This window comes from Kitasatospora sp. NE20-6 (assembly GCF_045862635.1).
Genome location: NZ_BPRL01000028.1, coordinates 111,782 through 131,854 on the forward strand (window position 1 = coordinate 111,782; position 20,073 = coordinate 131,854).

A 20,073-nucleotide genomic window follows, 5' to 3' on the forward strand; every position below is an offset into this window, starting at 1 on the left:
ACGCGGCGGCATCCGCGCAGCCCTCAGGTGCGGCGCGGCGCGCCACGACCGGCAGCCGGGACGACCGGACGACCCGTCCGGAATTCCGGGCCACCCGCCTGGGCACGTCCGGGAGCTACGGTCCGGGAGCTGCGGTCCGGGGGCCGAGGCCCATGGACGGAAGCCCCGCAGGGGAGGCGTGCTGCCTTCCCTGCGGGGCACCGGTCGTGCGGACGTCCGGGTGGGGACGCCGCCGTGCGGGACGGTGTCAGTCCAGGTCGCTCTTCCTCCCGTAGTTGCCGGACTCGATGTAGGCGCGGGCTGCTCGCTTGATGTAGAGGACGGTGAGTGCCGCGTTGCCGTTCGCCTTGGCCGCGGCCCGCTCGCCGAGGGTCTGGGCGAACTCGTTGTTCAGGAGGTCGACCCGGTGGTCCTGTTCCTCCCTGCCCGGGTAGAACGCCTCATGGGCGTCGGCCCAGCGTGAGGCCTTCTCGCGGCCGAACTGCGCGGTCAGGCTTGCCTGCCAGATGACGTGGCGGTAGGCGTTCGCCACCTCACCGTAGATGGTGCCCGCGAACTCCCCGGTCTCCCCCACGGCCCAGGCGCCCTCGGCGCGGTAGGTCATGCACTCGGTCCTTCCGAACTCGTCGCAGAGCTTGCTCTCCGCGTAGTTGAGGCTGAACGACGTGGAGCGGTCCAGCACCTCGCGGTCGGCCTCGGTGGCCGGCTTCCAGCGCGTGGTCTTCTGGTACTCGTCGCCGAGGAAGTTCGCCCGGGCCTTGCGCTGCTCCTTGTCGAGGCCGCCGTTGGAGTTGTCCTGCGGCGGCGGCGTGGTGCACTTGTGCGTGGCGCAGTAGTCGGGTGCGGGCTCGCCGCCCTCGGCCCGGGTGATCGCCTCGTAGTTCTGCCCGTAGCCGGTCACCTCGGTGCCGCCCTTGCAGGTGTACTGGCCGGACCAGCACTCGGGCAGGATGTCGCCGCGGGGGTCGCTGGTGCTGAGCGGGTTGTTGTTGGCGTAGGCGTAGGCGTGGAGTTCCTGCGAGCTGGTGCTGTCCATCTTGGGGTCGACGCTGATGAACCGTCCGGTGTTCGGGTCGTACTCGCGTGCCCCGAGGTGGGTGAGGCCGGTGTCGCCGTCCAGGGTGCCGCCGACGAACCCCTGCCCGCCGGGCCAGGCGCTGCCGGGGCTCGTCCCGCGGGGGGCACCGAACGGCGCCGACTTGCGCCGGGTGATGCCCAGGGTGACCGCGTCGATCGCGGCCGTGGCGGTGTCGTGGTGGTCGGCGAGGAGGAACGTCAGCTTGCCGGCGGTCCGTACGGCCACGACCTCGCCGCCGTGGCTGTAGTACCTCGTCCCGACCAGGGTGCCGGCCGGGGTGAGCCTGACCTCGGTGCCGCCCGGCAGGGTCAGCGTGGTGCCGGTGGAGTCGCGGCGGATGAGGCGCTGCCCGTCGGCGTCGTAGAGGTAGCGGCTCGTGGAGCTTCCCTGGACGACCGTGGACAGGTGGCCGGACCGGTCCCATTCCAGGGTCTGGGTCTGGTTCTGGCCGCTGCCGGTCTTCCGGCTGGTGGTGTTGCCGGTCGCGTCGTAGCCGTACACCTCCTGGAGCGTGCCGTCCGGGCCGCTCTGGTCGACGGTGGCGAGGGCGTGCGGCTTGCCGGCGGTCCGGGTGTAGGTACGGACGGTGTCGCCGGTCGCGGTGCCGGTCGCGTGCCGGGTCTCGGTCTTGCGGTTGCCGATCGCGTCGTAGGTGTAGCTGGTCCAGTACGCGTCGGGACCTCCCACGCTGTTCCCCGCGGGGGCCGTCGCGCAGTCGGCGGTGGCCGTCCAGGCTTCGGTGACGCGGCGCAGCGCGTCGGTGGTGACGCACTGGGTGTCGGTGACCGCTGCGGCGTCCTGGCCGGACGTGGTCGATGTGCCGGTCACACCGCCGACGGCGTCGTAGGTGTACCGGGTGTCGTCGATGCGCTGGGGTGCGAGGTCCCGGTCGGAGACGGCACGCGCCAGGTTTCCGGTGTGCTCGTCATACTCGTACGACTGCCAGATGTGCTTGCCGAAGGCGCCGTACTCGTCCCGGACGGTCCGGCCGTAGTGGTCGTAGGTGGTGGCGGAGACGAGCGGGTCGGTTCCCGCGTAGGTGGTCGACGGGAGGCCGGTGGTGGTGGTGTAGGTGGTGGTGACACGCTCCTGGGGCAGGCCGCCGACGGCGGGCTGCTGGGTCCACATCTGCTGGCCGGTGTTGGCGTTGTAGGAGGTCGTCCACTTGTAGGTGCCGGCCAGCGCGCCTTCCGCGGCGGGGACGGTCACCTGGGTGGCGGAGGGCTTGTAGAGACTGGTGTACGCGGTGACCGCCGTGGTGTACGCGCTGCCGTCGACGTACTCGGTCGCCGTCGAGGGCAGGCCCTTGGAGACGGTGTCGTACGTCCACGCGGCCAGCAGGGTGCCGTTCTGCTTGACGGCGGTCCGGCGGCCGAGCGCATCGTAGTCGGTGTGCAGCGTGGTGCCGCGGGCGTCGCTGACGTCGGTGACCCTGCCACCGGTGTCGAGCGTGAGGTCGGACGTGCCCTTGTCCGGGTCCTCGACGTGGATCTGCCGTCCCTTCACGTCGTAGCCGTAACGCCAGACGTCGCCGGCGGTGTCGTCGATCTCGACGACCTTGTCGTGCCGGTCGTAGCGGTACACGACCGACTGGCTCGCCGTGCGGGCGTCGTTCGTGTACTCCTTGAGCTCGGTCACGTTGCCGCGCGCGTCGGTGAGCGTCGTCTTCGACGTGCCGCCCTTCGGCGGGACGACGGTGGTGCCGTCGCCGAGGTACAGGGTGGTCGTGCGCTTGGTCTCGTCGCCGAACTTGCGGCTGACGGCGGCGGTCGGGCGGCCGGCACCGTCGTAGAGGGTGTCGGTCGATGCCGGGTACTTCAGCTCCTGGCCGGTGACCAGGGTCGCGTCGGCGGCGCCGTCGGCGTAGTACGTGCCGGAGTTCCGCCAGGCGAGGCCGCGGGTGTCGTAGAACTGCTCGGTGACCAGCCGGCCCGACCGGTCGGGAGAGGTGCGCTGGGTCTGCCGCTCGCGCAGCAGACCGTCGTAGAACGCGTAGGACGTCTCGTAGGTCGAGTCGTGCTGCAGCGTCCTGGTCGTGACGACCACGGGCCCGTCGTTGCGGACCAGGTAGTCGAAGCCGTAGTTCGGCGCGTCCGGGTACGTGGCGGCCGATCGGGTCGGCAGCCAGATCTTGGTGACGCGGCCCATCGGGTCGTACGCGGTGGCGGTCACCTTGCCGTTGGCGTCGGTGACGGCCACCGCGAGTCCGCGGAGCGGTTCGTGGTCGGTGGTGACGGCGTGGCCGAGCGGATTGACCACCGTGCTCCGGGTCGCCACCTCGCCCGTGGCGGGCGTGTACGCCGTCGTGGTGGTCCTGCCGTACGTGTCGGTGGCCGACACGATCCGGCCGTAGTCGTCGTAGGACGTACGGGCGGTGGTGTCGTAGCCGTCGCCGGCGCCGTTGACGGAACGGGTCTCCGTGACGAGCCCCTCGGTGGGGGCGGCCCCGAGGACGGTGGAGCCGTCGTAGTACGACCGGCCGGCGTCGACGACGTCGGCGGGCCGCGAGGCCGGGGCGCCGCAGGCGACGGCCAGGGTCTCGGTCTCGGCAGGGGCGGTGAGCAGCCAGCTGTCCGTGTTGCGGGCGTAGGTGGTGGTCGTGCAGCGCTCGTCGCCGGTGCGGGCCTCGTCGCCGAGGTCGGAGACGGCACTGACCATGCCGTATTCGTCGAACGAGCGGGTGACCGAGGTGCGGCGCTCGCCGCCCGTCACGGCGGTGCGGGTCTGCTCCTTCCCGATCCCGGTGAAGTACGAGGAGAGGGCGGGCAGCCCGGACCGGCTGCGGGTGGCGGTCGCGGCGGAGCGCCAGGGCGTGGTCGAGGTGGCCGACACCAGGGCGCCGCCGTCACCGTTGTAGGTGGCGGTCTCGCGGACCATGCCCGCGAACTCGGGGCGGTCGGTGACCGCCGTGCCCGCGGAGTCCTTCACCTGCGCCCCGTCGAGGCCTCGGAAGTACCGGGTCTCCACCAGGGTGCGCGCGTCGTAGCCGGTGCCGGTGCGGGTCTGCACCCGGCCGTATCCCCGGTTGACGGAGTAGGTGCGGTCCGCGGCCTTGGCGAACTCGTCCTCGTTCTTCGCCCAGGCGGCGCCGTCCAGGTAGGCGTACTCGGTGACCTTGTCGGGGCTCTCGGCGAGGTTGTCACCCTCGACCACCCTGGTGACGACGTACGTGTGGAACCAGTCGTCGGAGGTGACGGTGCCCTCGTGCCGCTTGACCGGGTAGCAGCGCAGCGTGTTGCTGCCGTCGGTGGGCGGCAGCGCGGCGGTGGTGCATTCGGGCTCGGAGTAGTAGGCGCCGACGGTGGCGCCCGTCTCGGTGGTGACCTCGCTCAGACGCAGGCGGACGAACGGGGCGAGCCCGTCACCGGTGCGGTCGACGCGGTTGGCCTTCTGCTCGCCGGCGAAGGTCACCGGGGGCAGGGTGGCGGTGCCGCCGGCCTTGCCGGTACGGGTGACCGAGGCGAGCCACATCGGGGTGGAGATGCCGTCGCCCGAGGGCGGGAAGCTCTGGGCCAGCGACCACGAGTCGACGTCCCTGGCCGCACCGCCGGTCTGCACCCGGGTGGTGATGGTGACGAGACGCTTGCGCGACCAGTAGGTCGGAGAGGCGTTGGTGCCGCAGTCGGCGCCGTCCGCGCAGGACTGGTCGAACGGCACGTCCGGCCAGTTCTTCGCGTTGGCCGCGTCGAAGGTGCCGCAGCCGGTGAGGCAGCGCTCGTCGACGCCGAAGTTCACGGTGCCCATCGGCTTCGCCGAGTACACGGTGTCGGAGCGCAGGCCGTACTCGACGCGGTCGAGCCAGCCGCCGCGGACGTACGGGGTCGCCGTGCCCTTGCCGGTCGTGGCGCTCCAGTTGCGCGCGTAGTTGTTCTTCTCCTGGTTCCAGTAGTACGCCATCGCGTTGCCGCGCGGGTCGACCACGTAGTCGAGCTGCCACCGCCACGCCTGCTGGCACCAGCTGTCGGCCGGGGTGGCGGTGTGGCAGGGCTCGCCCGTGTGGTTGCCGTAGACCGGCACCGTCCAGGCGGAGTTCGTCTCCGCCGCCCCGGCGGTGAAGCCGGGCAGCCGGTTGAGGCCGAAGAAGTACTGCGTGCCGTCGGCCGTGGTGACCTTCCAGTGCTCACCGTCGTTGTCGCCGTTGGCGGCGCCGGTGAGCCTCTGGACCTTCTCCGCGCTGTCCGAGGCCGGGTGCCAGCCCTTGCCGGCTTCGTACACCAGCTCGGTGCTCTTGCCGCCGAGGGAGAGCGTCGCGTTGTCGCCGGACCAGCACTGGTCGCCGGCCGGAGCGGTGCCCGTCCCGCCGGACTGGTCGTCCTCGCAGGGCTTGTAGCGCCGCTCGATGTAGCCGGGTTCCCAGTCCCAGCCGTCGCCGATCCAGCCGGGCTGGTTGTTCGTCACGCTCGTGCGCCCGTCGACGGCCTGCGAGGAGTAGCCCAGGGCCACGGAGGGCGCGAGGCCACCGGGCACCGAGGGCACTCCGATCGGGTACGACCACGCGAACCCGCCCGTGGAACCGCCCGCGGACCAGGTGGCGGAGGGCTTGAGCGAGGTGGCGGTGTAGTCGCCCGACGGGCCGGAGGCCGTGGCGGTCAGGGCGAGTACCGTTGCGGCGGCGGGCGCGCTGCGCAGCGACGGGCCGGCGTCCTTCGACGCGGCCGGCTGCGCCGCGGCGGTCTCGACCTTCGCGGAGACGGTGCGGGCAGCGGAGTCGTTGGTCGAGGGGAGCGGCTGCCGGGTGCGGCACTCGGCCCGCTGCGGTGTGGTCAGCGCACACGCGGGAAGCCGCACCAGGGCCAGCCGTGACGCCCAGTCGCCCCCGTTGGCGCCGGCGAAGCCGGTGTAGTCGACCGAGACCTCGATCCGGCCGCCGCGGGCCGTGGCCTCGGCCGGGGAGACCGACAGCAGCACACCGTCGACGCCGGCCCGGCCCGTTGCGGCCCGGTCGGCGACCGTGAGGTTCAGTCTTCCCTGTCCTGCGCCGGAGGCCACCGTGACGGGGTGGGCGGAGTCGTGGGCCGTGGACCTGCCCTTGGCTGCCGGCGCCGCCGCGGCGGCGCCTTCCACGGCGACCGTCCCGGCGGCGGGCCACACCACCGGGGCCTTTGCCGCTGCGGCCGCCTTGGCGGCCTGGTCGACGCGCCGGGCCCCGCCGGAGCGGACGGCCTTCACCGCGACCGGCTCGGGCTGCTGCACGGCGGGGAGGTCCGGGCCGCTCCTGCCGGGCGCGGCCACGGACACGGCCGGCAGGCCGCCTATCAGTGCTGCGGCCGCGACTGCGGCCGAGAGCAAACGAGCACCGTGACGTTTCACGTCACACCTTCCTGTGGAGAGGGACAACAGCGGGCTGTGATGACGGATTCGGTGCGGTGGGCTTTCGCGGATGCGAGCACCGCGAGATGCTCCGCGTCCGAAGAGGACGGGATGCCGGTCCTGGTCATGAGCGGGCCCCTGACCGGGGCGGACCGGCCCGGCGGGACGGTTCGCGGCACGGATCGGCCCGCAGGCGCGGGTCGGGCCTGGCGGCCGGCGCGGCACCAGGTGGTGCGGTGATGCCGGGCCGCACCGGCCGGGGCTCGCGCACCGCGGGCCCTCGCCGCGCTCCGGCGAGCGCGGCGAGGGCCGGCGGGATCCCGACGGAACAGGCCGTCAGGACCGGGGCGGGGTCAGAGGATCACGTCGTAGGCGCCCCAGCCGGTTCCGATCAGCGTCCGGCCGCCGGGGAGGTAGTCGTACAGCTCACCGTTGGTGGTGACGCCGGCCGACTCCGCCGCGCCGTCGCTGTTGAGGTCGGTCGCGTACGGCGTCCAGTAGTCGCCCCACCAGCCGTTGCCGTTGAAGTAGCGGGCGCCGAAGCTGATGGTGCCGCCGGCGGGTGTGGTGTTGGGGTAGACGTACAGCTCGCCCTGGTCGGTGCGGCCCATGATGTCGGCCTTGTAGTCGCCGTTGAGGTCGGCGATGCGGATGCTGGTCCAGGACGCCGGCCACCAGCCGTTGCCGCTGAACTGCCGGCTCCCGAAGGTGTCGGTGCCGCCGTTCCCGGTGCCGGGGTAGACCCACAGCTCGCCGCCGCTGTCGCGGCCGAGGATGTCGGTGCGGCCGTCCGCCGTGATGTCGCCGAAGGCGAGGGTGTCGTAGGTGTTCCAGCCGTTGCCGAGGTAGCTGGGGGAGCCGAAGGAGTTGGTGCCGGTGCCTCCCGTGCCCGGGTAGAGGTAGAGCTCGCCCGACCGGGTGCGGCCGACGATGTCGGTGCGTCCGTCGTTGTCCAGGTCGGCGGTGTAGGCGTTGGTCCAGTAGTCGCGCCACCAGCCGTTGCCGACGAAGTCGCGGGTGCCGAGCGTGTTCGTGCCCGTTCCGCCGGTGCCCCGGTAGACCCACATGTCACCGTGGGCGTCCCTGGCGAGGACGTCGGTGAACCCGTCGCCGTTGTAGTCGGGACGGCTCTGCGAACCGCTGGTCCACAGGCCCTTGCCGGAGGCGTCGAAGATGGCGAGCACGCCGCGGTCGAGGACCACCGCGTAGGAGTTCGCGTTGTGGAAGGTGTTCGACGACCAGAGGGCCCTGGAACCGTCCGCCGTGTAGACGACGAGGTTGCCGTCGGGCTGCATGCGGGCGACCGCGCCGGGGTTGCCGTTGGTGTTGGAGGCCCACAGCGGCTGGTTCGCCGCGGTGTACAGCACGAGGTTGCCGTCGGCCTGCATGGTCAGCTTGGCCTTGCCGGTGGTGTACGACTGGCCGGAGGCCAGGGTGGTGCCGGAGGTGATCCGGGCGCCGGCCACGCCGTCGATGACGAAGCCGCCGGAGAAGGAGTTGACGCTTCCGCCCCATGCCTGGCCGTACCAGCCGAACATGGTTCCGTCGGCCTGCCGGGCCCAGAGGTCGGGCACGTTGTCACCGGTGACGTCGCCCACCGAGCCGACCAGCGGGTAGGCGTCCTCGGACACGCCGTGGCCGACCTCGGTGCGGGGCTCGCTGCCCCAGGTCGCGAGGTCGACGGCCTTGCCGTCGACCGCGGCCTTGCCGTACGAGCGGAGGATCCTGCCGTCGCCGTTGTGGCGCAGCCACAGGTCGGGGACGCCGTCGCCGTTGAGGTCGCCGGGCAGGATGACGGTGAAGAGGTCCCAGTCCTGCCCGCCGACCAGGACGGGCGCCCCGAACAGGTCCAGATTGCCGCTGCGGGAGCCGAGGTAGGCCCACAGCCGCTTGCCCTGCTTGACCATCAGGTCGGGCTGGCCGTCCAGGTTGAGGTCGCCGGGGGTGATGATCTGCTGGGCGTCCTGCCAGTGGTCGTCACCCTCCTCGAAGCAGGCGTTCTCCTCGTCCTGCCTGGGGCAGGCGACGGTGAGTTCCTTGCGGTCGAGGGCGTTGACGCGGCCCATGCCGTTGTTGTTGTAGGCCCGGAGCCTGTCGATGTTGTCGACCGGGTCGTGCTCCAGGGTCACCAGGTCGTTGTAGCCGTCCTCCCCCCAGTCTCCCGAGTAGGCGGTCACGGGCTTGGCGAGGCTCATGCCACCGCTCGTGGCGGCGGAGAACTTCGCGTTGCCCTGCCCTGCCCAGGTCAGCAGACTGCCCCGGGGGTCGGTGGTCCAGATGTCGGGCCGGCTGTCGCCGTTCAGGTCGCCCGCCGGATCCCGGTCCTGGGAGCGGGCGGCGTAGAACAGGTAGGTCGCGGTGTCCGAGCGGTTGCCGGCCGCGTCCTGGCTGAAGGCGTAGACGAAGTGCGGCCCGACACCGGGCGGGGTGAGCTGGACGGAGGCCGATGCGCCGGCGGCGACCCAGGCGCTGTGCACCGCCGGATCCCAGTCGGTGTAGTAGCCGTACCAGACGACGTCGGCGACGCCGTTGGCGGACAGGGTGAAGCCGCCGGGGGTGCGGGCCTTGCCGGTGCCCGCGGGCCAGCCGTCGTTCCCGTTCGGGAAGACGGCGGATTCGATCTTCGGTGCCTTCACCGGACGGGTGCGGTCCACCGAGAACTTGCAGGTGGTGCTCCAGCCGGAGTAGTCACGCTGGTCGTACGCGCGGACCTGCCAGGTGTAGTCGCCGGTCGGCAGTTCGGAGTCGGGCACGACCAGCGTCGACACCCGGCCCTTCAGCGCCGGTATCCACCTGTCCACGACGAGGGTGCCGCCCCGGAACACCTGGAACTGCGCGGAGAGGTTGCCCGCGTTGGGGTCGTCCACGGTGGCGTAGAGGCTGACGGTGGTGTTGCCGATGAGCCCGCCGGTGCTGCAGTCGGTACGCGGGTTGGTGCCCAGCCCCGACGGCGTCTGCGGCGGGTCGTTGTAGACCGTCTCCAGGACCGCCGACTTGGGGTCGAACTTCTTCCAGCCGAACGTGTCGCTCTCGTTCTCGGCGTACAGGCCCACGGTCATGCTGGGTTCGTGCGCGGCGGCGATCCGCTGGACCTTCCAGGTGACGTCGAACTCGAGGTTCCCGCCGGGGCAGCTGCTGGAGCTCCAGCCCTTGGCGTCGTTCACGGTGCCCAGCCAGTCGACCTTGTCCGGCTGGTTGTTCCAGGTCGTCCTGTCGCTGATGGCCTTGGTGTGCCACAGCTGCACGGGCCGGTCCTGGCACGACCAGGACCAGACGTTGTTGATGCGGAACGTGGAGGAGATGACGTTCGCGCCCGCGATGTTGGCCGTGTCCAGCTGGAAGAAGGACCGGGACAGGCCGTTCGTCTCGTTCTCGTAGCCGACCCGGGCCACCTCGTTGGCGTTCCAGTAGCTGTTGCCGGGCCACTTCTTGTAGACACGGGTCCAGTTCTGCCGCCCGCCCCAGGCCCATGTCGGGTCGATGTACACCGGGTACCGGGTGTCCGCGGCCTTCAGGAGCGTCTGGTCCGGCGTGATCTCCAGCGTGTTCCCGGCGACCGCGGTCGGCATGACGGCCTGCTTGGACCCCGCCGGCTGCTCGAAGGCGCTGCCCGGCGTGGAAGCCTCGGCAGCGGCAGCCCGCGGCGCCACCGCGCCCGCACCGGAGGACTTTGCCGCCGCCCCGCTCGTCGCGGTGGTGGAGTCCCACATCAGCGGCGAAGGACTGGTGAACACCGTCCGCCCGGCCGGATCGCTGGCCTCCACCGCCCCGGTCGCGGGATCGGTGGTCACCGTCACCCCCACCGTGGACATCGCGTACTTCAGCGTCGCCAGCTCCGGGTTGGCGGCCGCCTGGGCCGTCTTGACGACCACCAGCTGCGAGAACCCCTCGACCTCGGCCTTGAGCTGGAGGTCGACCCCCGGCAGCACCTCGGGATAGGTCGCCACGTTGCCGCTCAGCGTGGGCGTCGGCAACGCCTTCGGCCACGACAGCGCCAGCGTCCGGCCGTCCTTCACCCCCGACAGGAGCGGGCCCGTACCACCACCGGAGAACGTGATGGTGACCGACGACGCCTTCGGCCTGACGGAACCGTCCGGCGCGAACACCAGCGTCGGATCCGCCGGGATCCAGGCACCACCGCGCAGCACGCGCACGGGCGCCCCGTACCGCTTCACCGAGAACGTCCCGTCCGGCCGGGCCCAGGTGTCCGACAACTCGGTACGAGCCGAGGTCAGCTCCACCGGCTGCCCCGAAGCCTTCGCCTCCTGCAACGCCTTGTCCTCGGCACTGACGGACCCGTCGTCGGCCTGCGCAACGGCCGGCACGGCCGACGCCAGGACCAGGGGGAAGGCACCCCCTGCCACCACCATCGCGCCCGCGGCCACCAGGGTGGTGACCCGACCGGCCCTACGCCTGGAAAAATACCCGCTTCCGCGTCTTGCGAAAGTATTCACTCTGCCCCATTCCTGAATATGAGAAGCAGAGTCACCTTATACGGATCCCCGCACATCGAAGGGTTTTTCCCACGGGCCGGAAAATGTCTCACAGGTCACGCCGGAGTACGGAAAGGAAAGCCTTTCGTCCTACAGGTCCACCCGACCGTCCGCTTTCCCGGCGAAAGCAGCACCAGCCACGTCCTGCGCACCGATCACGATCGCTCAGATCGGGGAGTTCGCGCCCATGGCACCGGCTCTGACCTGGGCGCCTGTCGACGCGCAAGCCCACCCGGAGTCCCGGCCGCAGTCGCCCCGGCACGCCCTCATGCAGCAACCGGCTCCCCCGGGTGACGGGAATCTCACTTCTTCGACATTCCCGTCCTCACCGATCGCACCGGCCCGCCGCACGGAGCACCGGAAATCACTTTCCGGCCCTGCGCCACCGATGAGGCCTGCCGCGGACATCCACACATCAGCAGAAGTGTGAATGGTCCTTCTGAGCATTTACCGCCCCCCTGTGCGTGCGGGGCCCCGATGCTCGACGCCCCCGTTACGGCTTCTCATGGAGGATGTCAGGTCGCCGCCGGGCCGTGTTGGCACTGCGTCGACAGTTCCTTGGCTTTGCGTCCACCGGCCCGCGGGCCCGGACAGTGCCTGATGGCGGGGCTGCTGGACGTGGCGGGCCCGGGTTCAGGAGGGCAGTTCCCACACGGTCACGTCCAGTCCGACTTCCTCCTGCGCCTGGCTGCCGCGCCCGCCCGCACCGCCGCCGTCATCCTCGGCGCCCTCCTGCTCCTGCTGATCGTCGCGGCCAGCCTGCCCGCCGTCCTCCTCCTGTCCACCACCGCCCGCGGCCACCACCGCACCGACCGCCTCATCACCCAGATCACCACCTGGACCGGCACCGCTCTCACCCCCGGCGAAACCCCCTGACCCGTGCCCGCCGGCGACCGGGACCGGGCCGGGCCGGGCCGCGAGGCGGACGCAGAGGCGGGGAAACTCGGCGGAAGTCCCCACCCTCCTGCCGGTGCGAGGTCCAGGACACGCACGACTGCCCACCTGGCCGCGGAGGGCTTCCCTGGGCGGGGCGTCGGAATTCCGGGGCTGCCGATTGCGCTCCGGGGTGGGCCGGTCCGACGACGGCCCCGCGGCCGGCTTCCCCCCGTGAGAGGGAAGCCGGCCGCGGGGAGCGGGTCGGGTTCTGTGCCAGGAACGCCGGTCAGTGGTCGGCGGAGCCGCCGCGCACGACGCAGGACCGGCTGTTCTCCCAGCCCCAGCCGTCACCGTCGGGGTCGGAGGAACCGCTCGCGCAGTACGGGTACCCGTTCGGGGCGGTGGTGGCAGTGGGCGAGGCGGTGGCACCGGTGTCGGCGGAGCCGCCGCGCACGACGCAGGACCGGCTGTTCTCCCAGCCCCAGCCGTCACCGTCGGGGTCGGAGGAGCCGCTCGCGCAGTACGGGTACCCGTTCGGAGCGGTGCCGGAGGAGGAAGAGGCGGTGGCGGTGGGGGAATTGGTCCCGTAGACGGTAGCGGTCTTCGAGGTGCCGGAGATGCCGTTGCTGCCGGTGAAGAAGCGGACGCCCCAGGTGGTCAGCGAGTTCTTGTCGAAGCCGTTGACGAGGTCGAGGTACTCGACGCCGCCGCCGTTTCCGCTCCAGGACCAGCCGATGTAGCCCACCTTGAGGGACTGCGCGGTGGCCATGATCGCGTCCTCGTCAGGGTTGCCGTCGCTGTGCTGGGCGCCGAACTCGCCGACGACGATGGGCAGGTGGTTGTTGACGAAGTAGTTCAGGTAGTCCTGCACCTCGGCGGAGGTGTCGTAGACCCCGTACATGTGGATCGAGAAGATGGTGTTGCGGTCGGGGTCGGCGGCGAGGACCGAGGCAGCGTTGTTCCGCATGGTGCTCGACCAGTCCTGGCCCCAGTTGGGGGCGTCGACCATCAGGGCGTGGTTGATGCCGGCGTTGCGGAGCTTGACGATCGCGTTCTTCGTGGCGCCGGTCCAGGCGCTGTAGCCGGTGTTGCCGTAGGGCTCGTTGCCGATGTTGACGACGACGTGGTTCTCCTGGCCCTGCAGTGCGCTCTTGATGTCGATCCAGTACTGCGCGGCCTTGTCGAGGGTCGTCGCGGCGCCGTCCTCGCCGTAGCCGGTCGTGTCGTGCACCTCCAGCACGCAGATGAGCTTGCTCGCCTTGCACTGGCCGATCAGGGACGAGACCTGGGAGGCGGTGGTCCTGGTCCAGCGGTCGCCGTTGCTGAGCACGACGCGGACGGTGTTGGCGCCCTTGGCGGCGATGTCGGCGATGGAGGTGGTCCGGCTCGGGTACCAGGCGTAGGCGTGGTTGACCCCGCGCATCACGAACTCGTTGCCGTTCGCCTCGTACACGCGCCCGTTGCTGACGTGGATGCCGGTGGCGGCGGCTTCCGCACTGCCGGCGGTGAGCCCGAACACGGAGACCAGCAGGCCGAATACGGCGGCGATTGCCGCACCGACGGCGGTGAGTGCCCTGCTGCTCGGCGGCTTTTCCATGTCTCTCCTCAGGTGGGGGAAGTGGGGTGCCACCGACCCGTCCGGTCCGTCGCCCTGCGGACCGCGGCCGACCGGAAGGCGGTCGGGCGGTCCCGGTGACGGAGGAGACGTGACGGGTCGACAGTCGACGTTGCCGGTGGACGGCAGGCTCCGGGGCGGCGATGCGTCGCACCACGCCAAGGGTGGCGGCGGGTCGGATGGCAACGTTGTCCAAGCGCGCCATGAGACATCGGATTTTCATCCGCACCGGAGCTGAGCGCGATCCTGACACGCCTCGACGATCGGGTCAACGGTTATGGTTAACCGATTAATTGACGACACCGCAGAACCCTCCCTGCCGCGGCAGTCCCCACCACGGGCGAGCAGCAGTCACCGGCACTACCGTGCTGCCGTCCGCCGGACGGCGGGCCGATCAGGGGCCGGGCCGGTGCTCCCGCGGACGACGAGCCGCACTCCGACCACCTGGAGGTGGCCGCGCTCCCCGCCTCCCGTCAGCTCGACGAGCCGGTGAGCGGCTTTCGCGCCGTAGTCGGGGATGTCCCGCCAGAGCGCGGTCAGTCCCGGGTGCACCAGCTCGCACAGCGGCGAGTCGTCCCAGGCGATCAGCGACACCTGCTCCGGAACCCGCACTCCCGTCCGCATCGCGGTCGACAGTCCGGCCATGGCCATCACGTCGTTGTCGTAGAGCACCGCCGTGGGCGGATCGGGAAGCCCCAGCAGGGTGCGGGTGGCCTCCGCACCCTGTTCCGCGCTGTAGTCGGCCTCGACGACGATGCTTCTCATCCCGTACGCACGGGCCACGGCCTCGAAGGATTCCGTGCGGACCCGGGTGTGCCAGAAGCGGTTCGGGCCGGCCACGCGGGCGACACGGCGATGCCCGAGGCCCGCCAGACAGTCGAGTGCGGCGCGCACCGCGGCGGCGTCGTCGCTCCAGACGGCGCTGAGGTTTCCGGCCACTTCCGGCGCCCCGATGACGACGGCGGGCAGGCCGAGCTGTTCGAGTGCGGACATGCGGGGGTCGTCGGGCTGGGCGTCGACCAGGAAGACGCCGTCGACCTGACGGCTGGCCCACCACTTGCGGTAGATGTCGACCTGCTCGGCCGTGTCGACCGCCAGCGTGAACAGCAGGGAGATCCCCTTCTTGGCGAGTTCGGCCTGCATTCCCGAGACCAGTTGCATGAAGAACGGTTCGACCCCGAGCATCCGGGCCGGACGGTCGACCACGAGGCCGAACGCGCCGGCACGTCCGTCGGACAGGGCGCGAGCCGCCGCGCTGGCCTGCCAGCCGAGCTCCCGGGCGATCCCCAGGATTCTCTCCCGGGTGGCCTCCGACACTCCGGGGCGGCCGTTCAGGGCGAACGACACCGCACCCTTGGTGACGCCCGCCCGCTGTGCGATGTCCGCCATCGTGGGGCGCTTCATGCCGTCCTCCCCTCGTTCGGAGTGGCGGTGCGGATTTGTTTTCCCATCGGCCGTTTCGACGGCCCGGAGGGATTTTCTTCGCTCCGCCGGATTTCAGGGTGCCGCCGCCCCCTCCCGCCCGGCAACCTGCCGGCGGTTCCGCCAGGAGCCCTCCCCGGAGCCGCGCACGGGGATTCCCGGCTGCCGCCGTCCTGCAGCGTCCGGGTTTCCCGCTTCGGGCGTGCCGCGCCGACCCGCCGCACCCGGTCCGAAACCCGGCCGGGCCTTCATCCGCGGGGCACCGGACGCCGGAAGCTCCGGAGCGGGGGCCGCTCAGGACGCTTGACGCTAAACCGGTCAAGTGCTCTCATGAACGGAGAGCGAATGAAACGCCCGAAGATTCCGCGGCCTTCGCCATCGATTCGGCCCCTGCCAGGAACCTTCAGAACGTGCAGAACGTGCACGGATGATCGGGACACCGATTCCCTCAGCCGGCTGCCGCCCCGCCCTGGACCCCCACGCAACCTACGAGATGATCGCCATGGCCAGTCCACTGCTCCTCACCCGTCCCGTCCCACCGGCCGTCCACCGGCCGGAGCGCGGAGGCAGAACCCCCTCGGTGGCCGTCCGCGAGCTGCCGGCCGACACCGAGCACACCCGCACCGCCCGGCAGTGGACCAAAGCCGTGCTGGGCACCTGGCACGTGGCGCAGTCACTGATCGACGACGCCCTGCTCGTCGTTGCCGAACTGACGGCGAACGCGGCCGAGCACGGCGGTCGGCGAATGATCATCCGGCTCGGCCGCGCCGGAGCCGCGCTCCACATCAGCGTCGCCGACCACGGCGCCGGCGCGGCCGCCACCCTGCCGCGGCAGCGCTGCGGGGCCTCTCTCCAGGAGCCGGAGCAGGAACAGGGGCAGGGGCAGGGGCAGGAACAGGAGCGTGGCCGCGGTCTGGGCATCGTGGCCGCACTGTGCTCGACCTGGATGATCGAGCTGCAGGACACCGGCGGCCTGAAGGTCCACGGCACCCTGCCGCTCCTCGTCGAGCCCTGCTGATCCGGTCGGCGACCGGCTCCTCACCCTCCGGCCACCCTCCGGCCACCGTCAGCCGTTGTCGCGGGTCGCGGGTCGCGGGTCGCGGCAGATGTCCGGACCGGAACGCGCCGTCCCGCCCGCGTGTTCACGGCCGGGGGGCGGAGAGCGCCGGACGGCCGTGGCCGCTTCGCGCCCGGCACGCGCCGGTGCCCCCGCCGGCCGATGGGCAGGCCGACGGGGGTGCCCGGTGCCCGCGGGGGCGGTGCAGCCCCTTCGTGCCGCGCGGGGCGGCAGTACGGCCGGCCCCCGGCGGGGGCTTCGGGGCCGTGCGGGGGCCACGGTGCGGACGGGGCTGTTGGGGCCTCCCGTCCGCACCGCGCTGGTGGGCCCGGTGAGTGGGAACCGGGCTGTCCGGCGGGCCGTGGGGGCCCGCGGTGCGGTGGAGGGTCAGACCGTCCGCCGCACGACCTGGTTGACGCAGCGCAGGACGGGCGGGCCGGTGAGGGCGTCGGGGGCGAGGTCCGCGCTGCTGGTGACGTCGAAGGTGGCGCTCTCCCCGGGCAGCAGGGTGGTGAGCATGTCGTCGACGGTGGCGTCGGGGTCGAGGCGGTCGGGGAAGAGCGCCAGGTCGCGCAGCAGCGAGCGGGCGGTGACGGTGACGCGGTAGCCGGTGGCGGTGCGCTCCGTCCGGGTGTCGAAGGCCGGGGCGGGCAGTGCGGCGGCGGCGTCCTCGGTGAACAGCCGCACGGTGCGGCTGCCGTCGAAGGTCGCGACGATCAGCTCGCCGGCCGGGTCGGCGGCGGTGGTGACGGCCGCCGAGAGCGGGAGCCGCTCCGGGGCGCCCGGGGGGACGTCGAGCTTGTGGGTGTCGCTCGCCAGGAGTTCGCCGTCGAAGCGGTAGCGGTCGATGCGGGCCTCGCCGGACCACGTCGTGGTGCCGTCGTTGATCAGGACGAGGTCGTCGCCCTGCAGGGTGAGGAGCCGGTCGGCGTAGGCGCGGCGCAGCGCGTACCAGAGCGGCTTGGGGCGGGCGTCGCCGTCGACCGCGGCCCAGGAGGTGACGGGCCAGCAGTCGTTCAGCTGCCAGACGATCGTGCCGTTGCAGTGCGGTGCCAGGGCACGGAAGTGCTCGACGCCGTAGGTGATGGCGCGGGCCTGGTTGAGCTGGGTGAGGTAGTGCCAGTCGTCGTAGCCGGCGGGCTGCGGGAGGTGCTCGCCGAGGCCGCGGAGCAGCTTGCCGTTGCCGTCGTCGGCCTTCTGGTGGTGCAGGACGAATGGTGCGTCCTGGTGGAGTTCGCCGCTGACGGAGCGGCGCAGGGTGGCGTGGGCGGGGGGTGCCTGGAAGCCGAACTCGGAGACGAAGCGGGGGGTGTAGGTGGCGTAGTGGGTGTAGTCCTTCTCGTTCCACACGTCCCAGACGTGGATGGGGCCCTGCGCCGGGTCGTTGGCGGGCAGGTCGGGGCGGCCGGAGTAGGGGCTGCCGGGCACGTAGGGGCGGGTGGGGTCGAGCTCGGCGAGGAGGGAGGGCAGCAGGTCGTAGTAGTAGCCGGCGCCCCAGGAGCGGCCGGCGAGTTCGCCCTTCCACTCCCAGTCGGCCTCGCCCCAGATGTTCTCGTTGTTGCCGCACCACAGCACGAGCGAGGGGTGGGGGGTGAGGCGGGTGATGTTCTCGCGGGCCTCGGCCTCGACCTCGGAGCGGATCGGGTCCTCCTCCGGGTAGGCGGCGCAGGCGAAGAGGAAGTCCTGCCAGACGAGCAGGCCGAGTTCGTCGGCGAGGTCGTAGAAGTCCTCGCTCTCGTACGTGCCTCCGCCCCAGACGCGCAGGAGGTTCATGTTGGCGCCGACGGCCTGGTCGAGGCGTTCGGCGAGCCGTGCGCGGGTGATCCGGGAGGGGAAGCAGTCGTCGGGGATCCAGTTGGCGCCGCGGATCTGCAGGCGGGTGCCGTTGACGGTGAAGGCGAACGTCTCCTGGTCCACCTCGACGGTGCGGAAGCCGACCTTGCGCTGCCAGGTGTCGTCGGCGCGGGTGTCGTCGGCACAGGTGCCGTCGGTGCGGGTGCCGTCGGTGCGGGTGCCGTCGGAGGCGCCGGTGAGACGGACGGTGAGGTCGTAGCGGTTCTGGGCTCCGTGGCCGCGGGGCCACCACAGGGCGGGGGTGGGGACGTCGAGTTCGAGGACGGCGGTGCGCTCGCCGGGCCGCAGGACGGTCCGGACGTGGATGCCGGCGACCTCGGCGTCGACGGTGACGGGCAGTTCGTCGGCGCGCTCGACGCGGACGGCGATGCGCGCGCGGCCGTCGGCGCCGTCCAGGGTGAGCTGCGGGCGGACCTCGGCCAGGCGGGCGCCGCTCCAGCTCTCCAGGCCGATCGGCTTCCAGATGCCGGCGGTGACGAGGGTCGGGCCCCAGTCCCAGCCGAAGTTGGAGGCCGTCTTGCGGATGAAGGGGAACGGCTCGGTGTAGGGGCCGGGGCGGTGGCCGAGGGCGGAGCGCTGCGCCTCGGCGTAGGTGTACGCGGAGGAGAAACGCACGCTGAGGGTGTTCTCGCCCTCGTGCAGCAGGTGGCGCACGGGGAAGCGGTAGGAGCGGTGCTGGTTGGCGGTGGTGCCGACGACGGTGCCGTTGAGGACGACGGTGGCCACCGTGTCCAGGCCCTGGCAGACCAGGTCGGTGCGGTCGTGGCCGTCGTCGGTCCAGGTGAAGGCGGTGTCGTAGCGCCAGTCGGTGCGGCCGATCCAGGACAGGCGGTTCTCGTTGTCGTCCAGGTAGGGGTCGTCGATGAGGCCGGCGGCCAGCAGGTCGGTGTGCACACAGCCGGGGACCGTGGCCGGGACGGCCTGGATCCGCGGCCCGCCGGAGACGGCCGTCAGGGTCCAGCCGTTGTGCAGGGGGCGAAGGGTCGTCACGGGTTCTCCTCGGCGGTTCGGGGGCGCGCGGTGGCAGCGGGATGCGGCAGTATGCTCCGGCTGACACGGTTGAGTGGACCGGCTCCGGCCGTGGTGCGGTCAGCGGGGCCGGCATGGTCCGATCGGGGACGCGGATCGGCGGCCTGTCGTCAGGCCTGTTGGTTAACCGGTTAACTTCCATGCAAGTTAGATGCCGCCGAGTCACCGTGTCAACACCATGTCACCAACCGCTTTCGTTGCCAGGACCGGCTACTGGACGGCGCTCTTCCCGCATAGGGTGTGGACGGGTGCACGAAGCTAACCGGTTTGGGGAGGGCTCTGTGGAACAGGTGTCTCAGCGGGAGCACCGCGCGGGCAGGCGCCCGACCATCGCCGACATCGCCAGGACCGTCGGGGTCTCGAAGGTGTCGGTGTCCAACGCGCTCAACGGACAGCCCGGAGTGTCCGAGGCGACCCGGTCCCGGGTGCTGGCCGTGGCCGCGGAGATCGGCTTCGTGCGCAACAGCGCGGCCCGGGCCCTCACCGGCGCGGCGTCCTCGGTGGTGGGCCTGGCCCTGTGCCGGCCGGCCCGGCTGCTGGGGACGGAGCCGTTCTTCATGGAACTGATCAGCGGCATCGAGGACGTCCTGTCGGAACACTCCTACTCCCTCGCGCTGCAGATCGTCTCCGATCAGGAGCGCGGCCTGGAGGTCTACCGGCGCTGGTGGGGCGAGCGGCACATCGACGGGGCCGTCCTGGTGGACATGCGCCACGACGACCCGCGCGTGCCCGCGGTGGAGAAGATGGGGATGCCCGCCGTGGTGATCGGCCATCCTTCCGCGGCGGGCCGCCTCACGCCCGTCTGGTCGGACGACGCCGCAGCGCTGCGCGAGACGGTGGAGTACCTGGCCGCGCTCGGCCACCGGCGGGTGGCGCGGGTCGCCGGCCTGCCCGAGCTCGCCCACACCCGCATCCGCGACGAGGCCTTCACGGAGGCGTGCGCGGGGCTCGGCATGGAGGCCCTCCCCGTCGTGCACACCGACTACACCGGGGACGAGGGCGCACGCGCCACCCGCAGGCTCGTGGTCTCCGCCGCCCGGCCCACCGCGATCCTGTACGACAACGACATCATGGCGGTCGCCGGACTCTCGGTCGCGCAGGAGATGGGCCTGCGGGTGCCCGAGGACATGTCCGTCGTGGCCTGGGACGACTCCTCCCTCGCCCAGGTCGTGCGGCCGGCGCTCACCGCGCTCACCCGCGACATCCACACCTACGGAGGGCACGCCGCCCGCACGTTGCTGGCCCTGATGGGCGGGAAGACCGAAAGCGGCTACCAGGACAGCTCCGCCCGGCTGACGCCGCGCCAGAGCACCGGGCCCGCCCCGCGGCCCTGACCCGG

General features: G+C 71.7%; 8 protein-coding genes. 3 read left to right on the plus strand and 5 right to left on the minus strand.

Going from position 1 to position 20,073, the window contains the following annotated elements:
• Positions 1–247: 247 nt before the first annotated feature.
• Positions 248–6,367 (minus strand): RHS repeat domain-containing protein, encoded by a 6,120-nt coding sequence (locus SNE206_RS21105; protein ID WP_407915009.1) that lies wholly within the window; start codon positions 6,365–6,367, stop codon positions 248–250.
• A gap of 374 nt (positions 6,368–6,741) precedes the next feature.
• Complete coding sequence (locus SNE206_RS21110) at positions 6,742–10,713, minus strand: FG-GAP-like repeat-containing protein (RefSeq protein ID WP_407915010.1); 3,972 nt, start codon at positions 10,711–10,713, stop codon at positions 6,742–6,744.
• 768 nt (positions 10,714–11,481) lie between these two features.
• On the opposite strand from SNE206_RS21110, the gene SNE206_RS21115 reads away from it, so the two are divergent.
• A complete protein-coding gene (locus tag SNE206_RS21115) occupies positions 11,482–11,757 on the plus strand; it encodes a hypothetical protein (RefSeq protein WP_407915011.1) in 276 nt (91 codons plus the stop codon).
• A 286-nt stretch (positions 11,758–12,043) separates the two neighbouring features.
• On the opposite strand, the gene SNE206_RS21120 is transcribed toward SNE206_RS21115, so the two are convergent.
• Together SNE206_RS21120 and SNE206_RS21125 are read right to left on the minus strand one after the other, a co-directional pair.
• Positions 12,044–13,354: a cellulase family glycosylhydrolase gene (locus SNE206_RS21120; protein WP_407915012.1), complete on the minus strand. Its 1,311-nt coding sequence runs from the start codon at positions 13,352–13,354 to the stop codon at positions 12,044–12,046.
• Positions 13,355–13,732: 378 nt separating this feature from the next.
• Entirely contained in the window at positions 13,733–14,776 is a 1,044-nt protein-coding gene (locus SNE206_RS21125) for a LacI family DNA-binding transcriptional regulator (RefSeq protein ID WP_407915013.1), read from the minus strand.
• A gap of 520 nt (positions 14,777–15,296) precedes the next feature.
• On the opposite strand from SNE206_RS21125, the gene SNE206_RS21130 reads away from it, so the two are divergent.
• Complete coding sequence (locus tag SNE206_RS21130; RefSeq protein WP_407915014.1) at positions 15,297–15,812, plus strand: ATP-binding protein; 516 nt, start codon at positions 15,297–15,299, stop codon at positions 15,810–15,812.
• Positions 15,813–16,238: 426 nt separating this feature from the next.
• Here the strand turns inward: SNE206_RS21130 and SNE206_RS21135 are convergent, their stop codons facing one another.
• The gene (locus SNE206_RS21135; RefSeq protein WP_407915015.1) at positions 16,239–18,695 is read right to left on the minus strand and encodes a glycoside hydrolase family 2 protein; all 2,457 of its coding nucleotides are present in this window, start codon (positions 18,693–18,695) and stop codon (positions 16,239–16,241) included.
• A gap of 320 nt (positions 18,696–19,015) precedes the next feature.
• Here SNE206_RS21135 and SNE206_RS21140 point away from each other — a divergent pair, with 320 nt between their 5' ends.
• Complete coding sequence (locus SNE206_RS21140) at positions 19,016–20,068, plus strand: LacI family DNA-binding transcriptional regulator (RefSeq protein WP_407915016.1); 1,053 nt, start codon at positions 19,016–19,018, stop codon at positions 20,066–20,068.
• Positions 20,069–20,073: the final 5 nt, after the last annotated feature.

Excerpts from the sequence above, each read along its gene's own strand:
- SNE206_RS21120 (WP_407915012.1), bottom strand. The coding sequence starts at position 13,354 with ATGGAAAAGCCGCCGAGCAGCAGGGCACTCACCGCCGTCGGTGCGGCA.
- SNE206_RS21115 (WP_407915011.1), top strand. The coding sequence starts at position 11,482 with ATGGCGGGGCTGCTGGACGTGGCGGGCCCGGGTTCAGGAGGGCAGTTC.
- SNE206_RS21130 (WP_407915014.1), top strand. The coding sequence starts at position 15,297 with ATGGCCAGTCCACTGCTCCTCACCCGTCCCGTCCCACCGGCCGTCCAC.
- SNE206_RS21125 (WP_407915013.1), bottom strand. The coding sequence starts at position 14,776 with ATGAAGCGCCCCACGATGGCGGACATCGCACAGCGGGCGGGCGTCACC.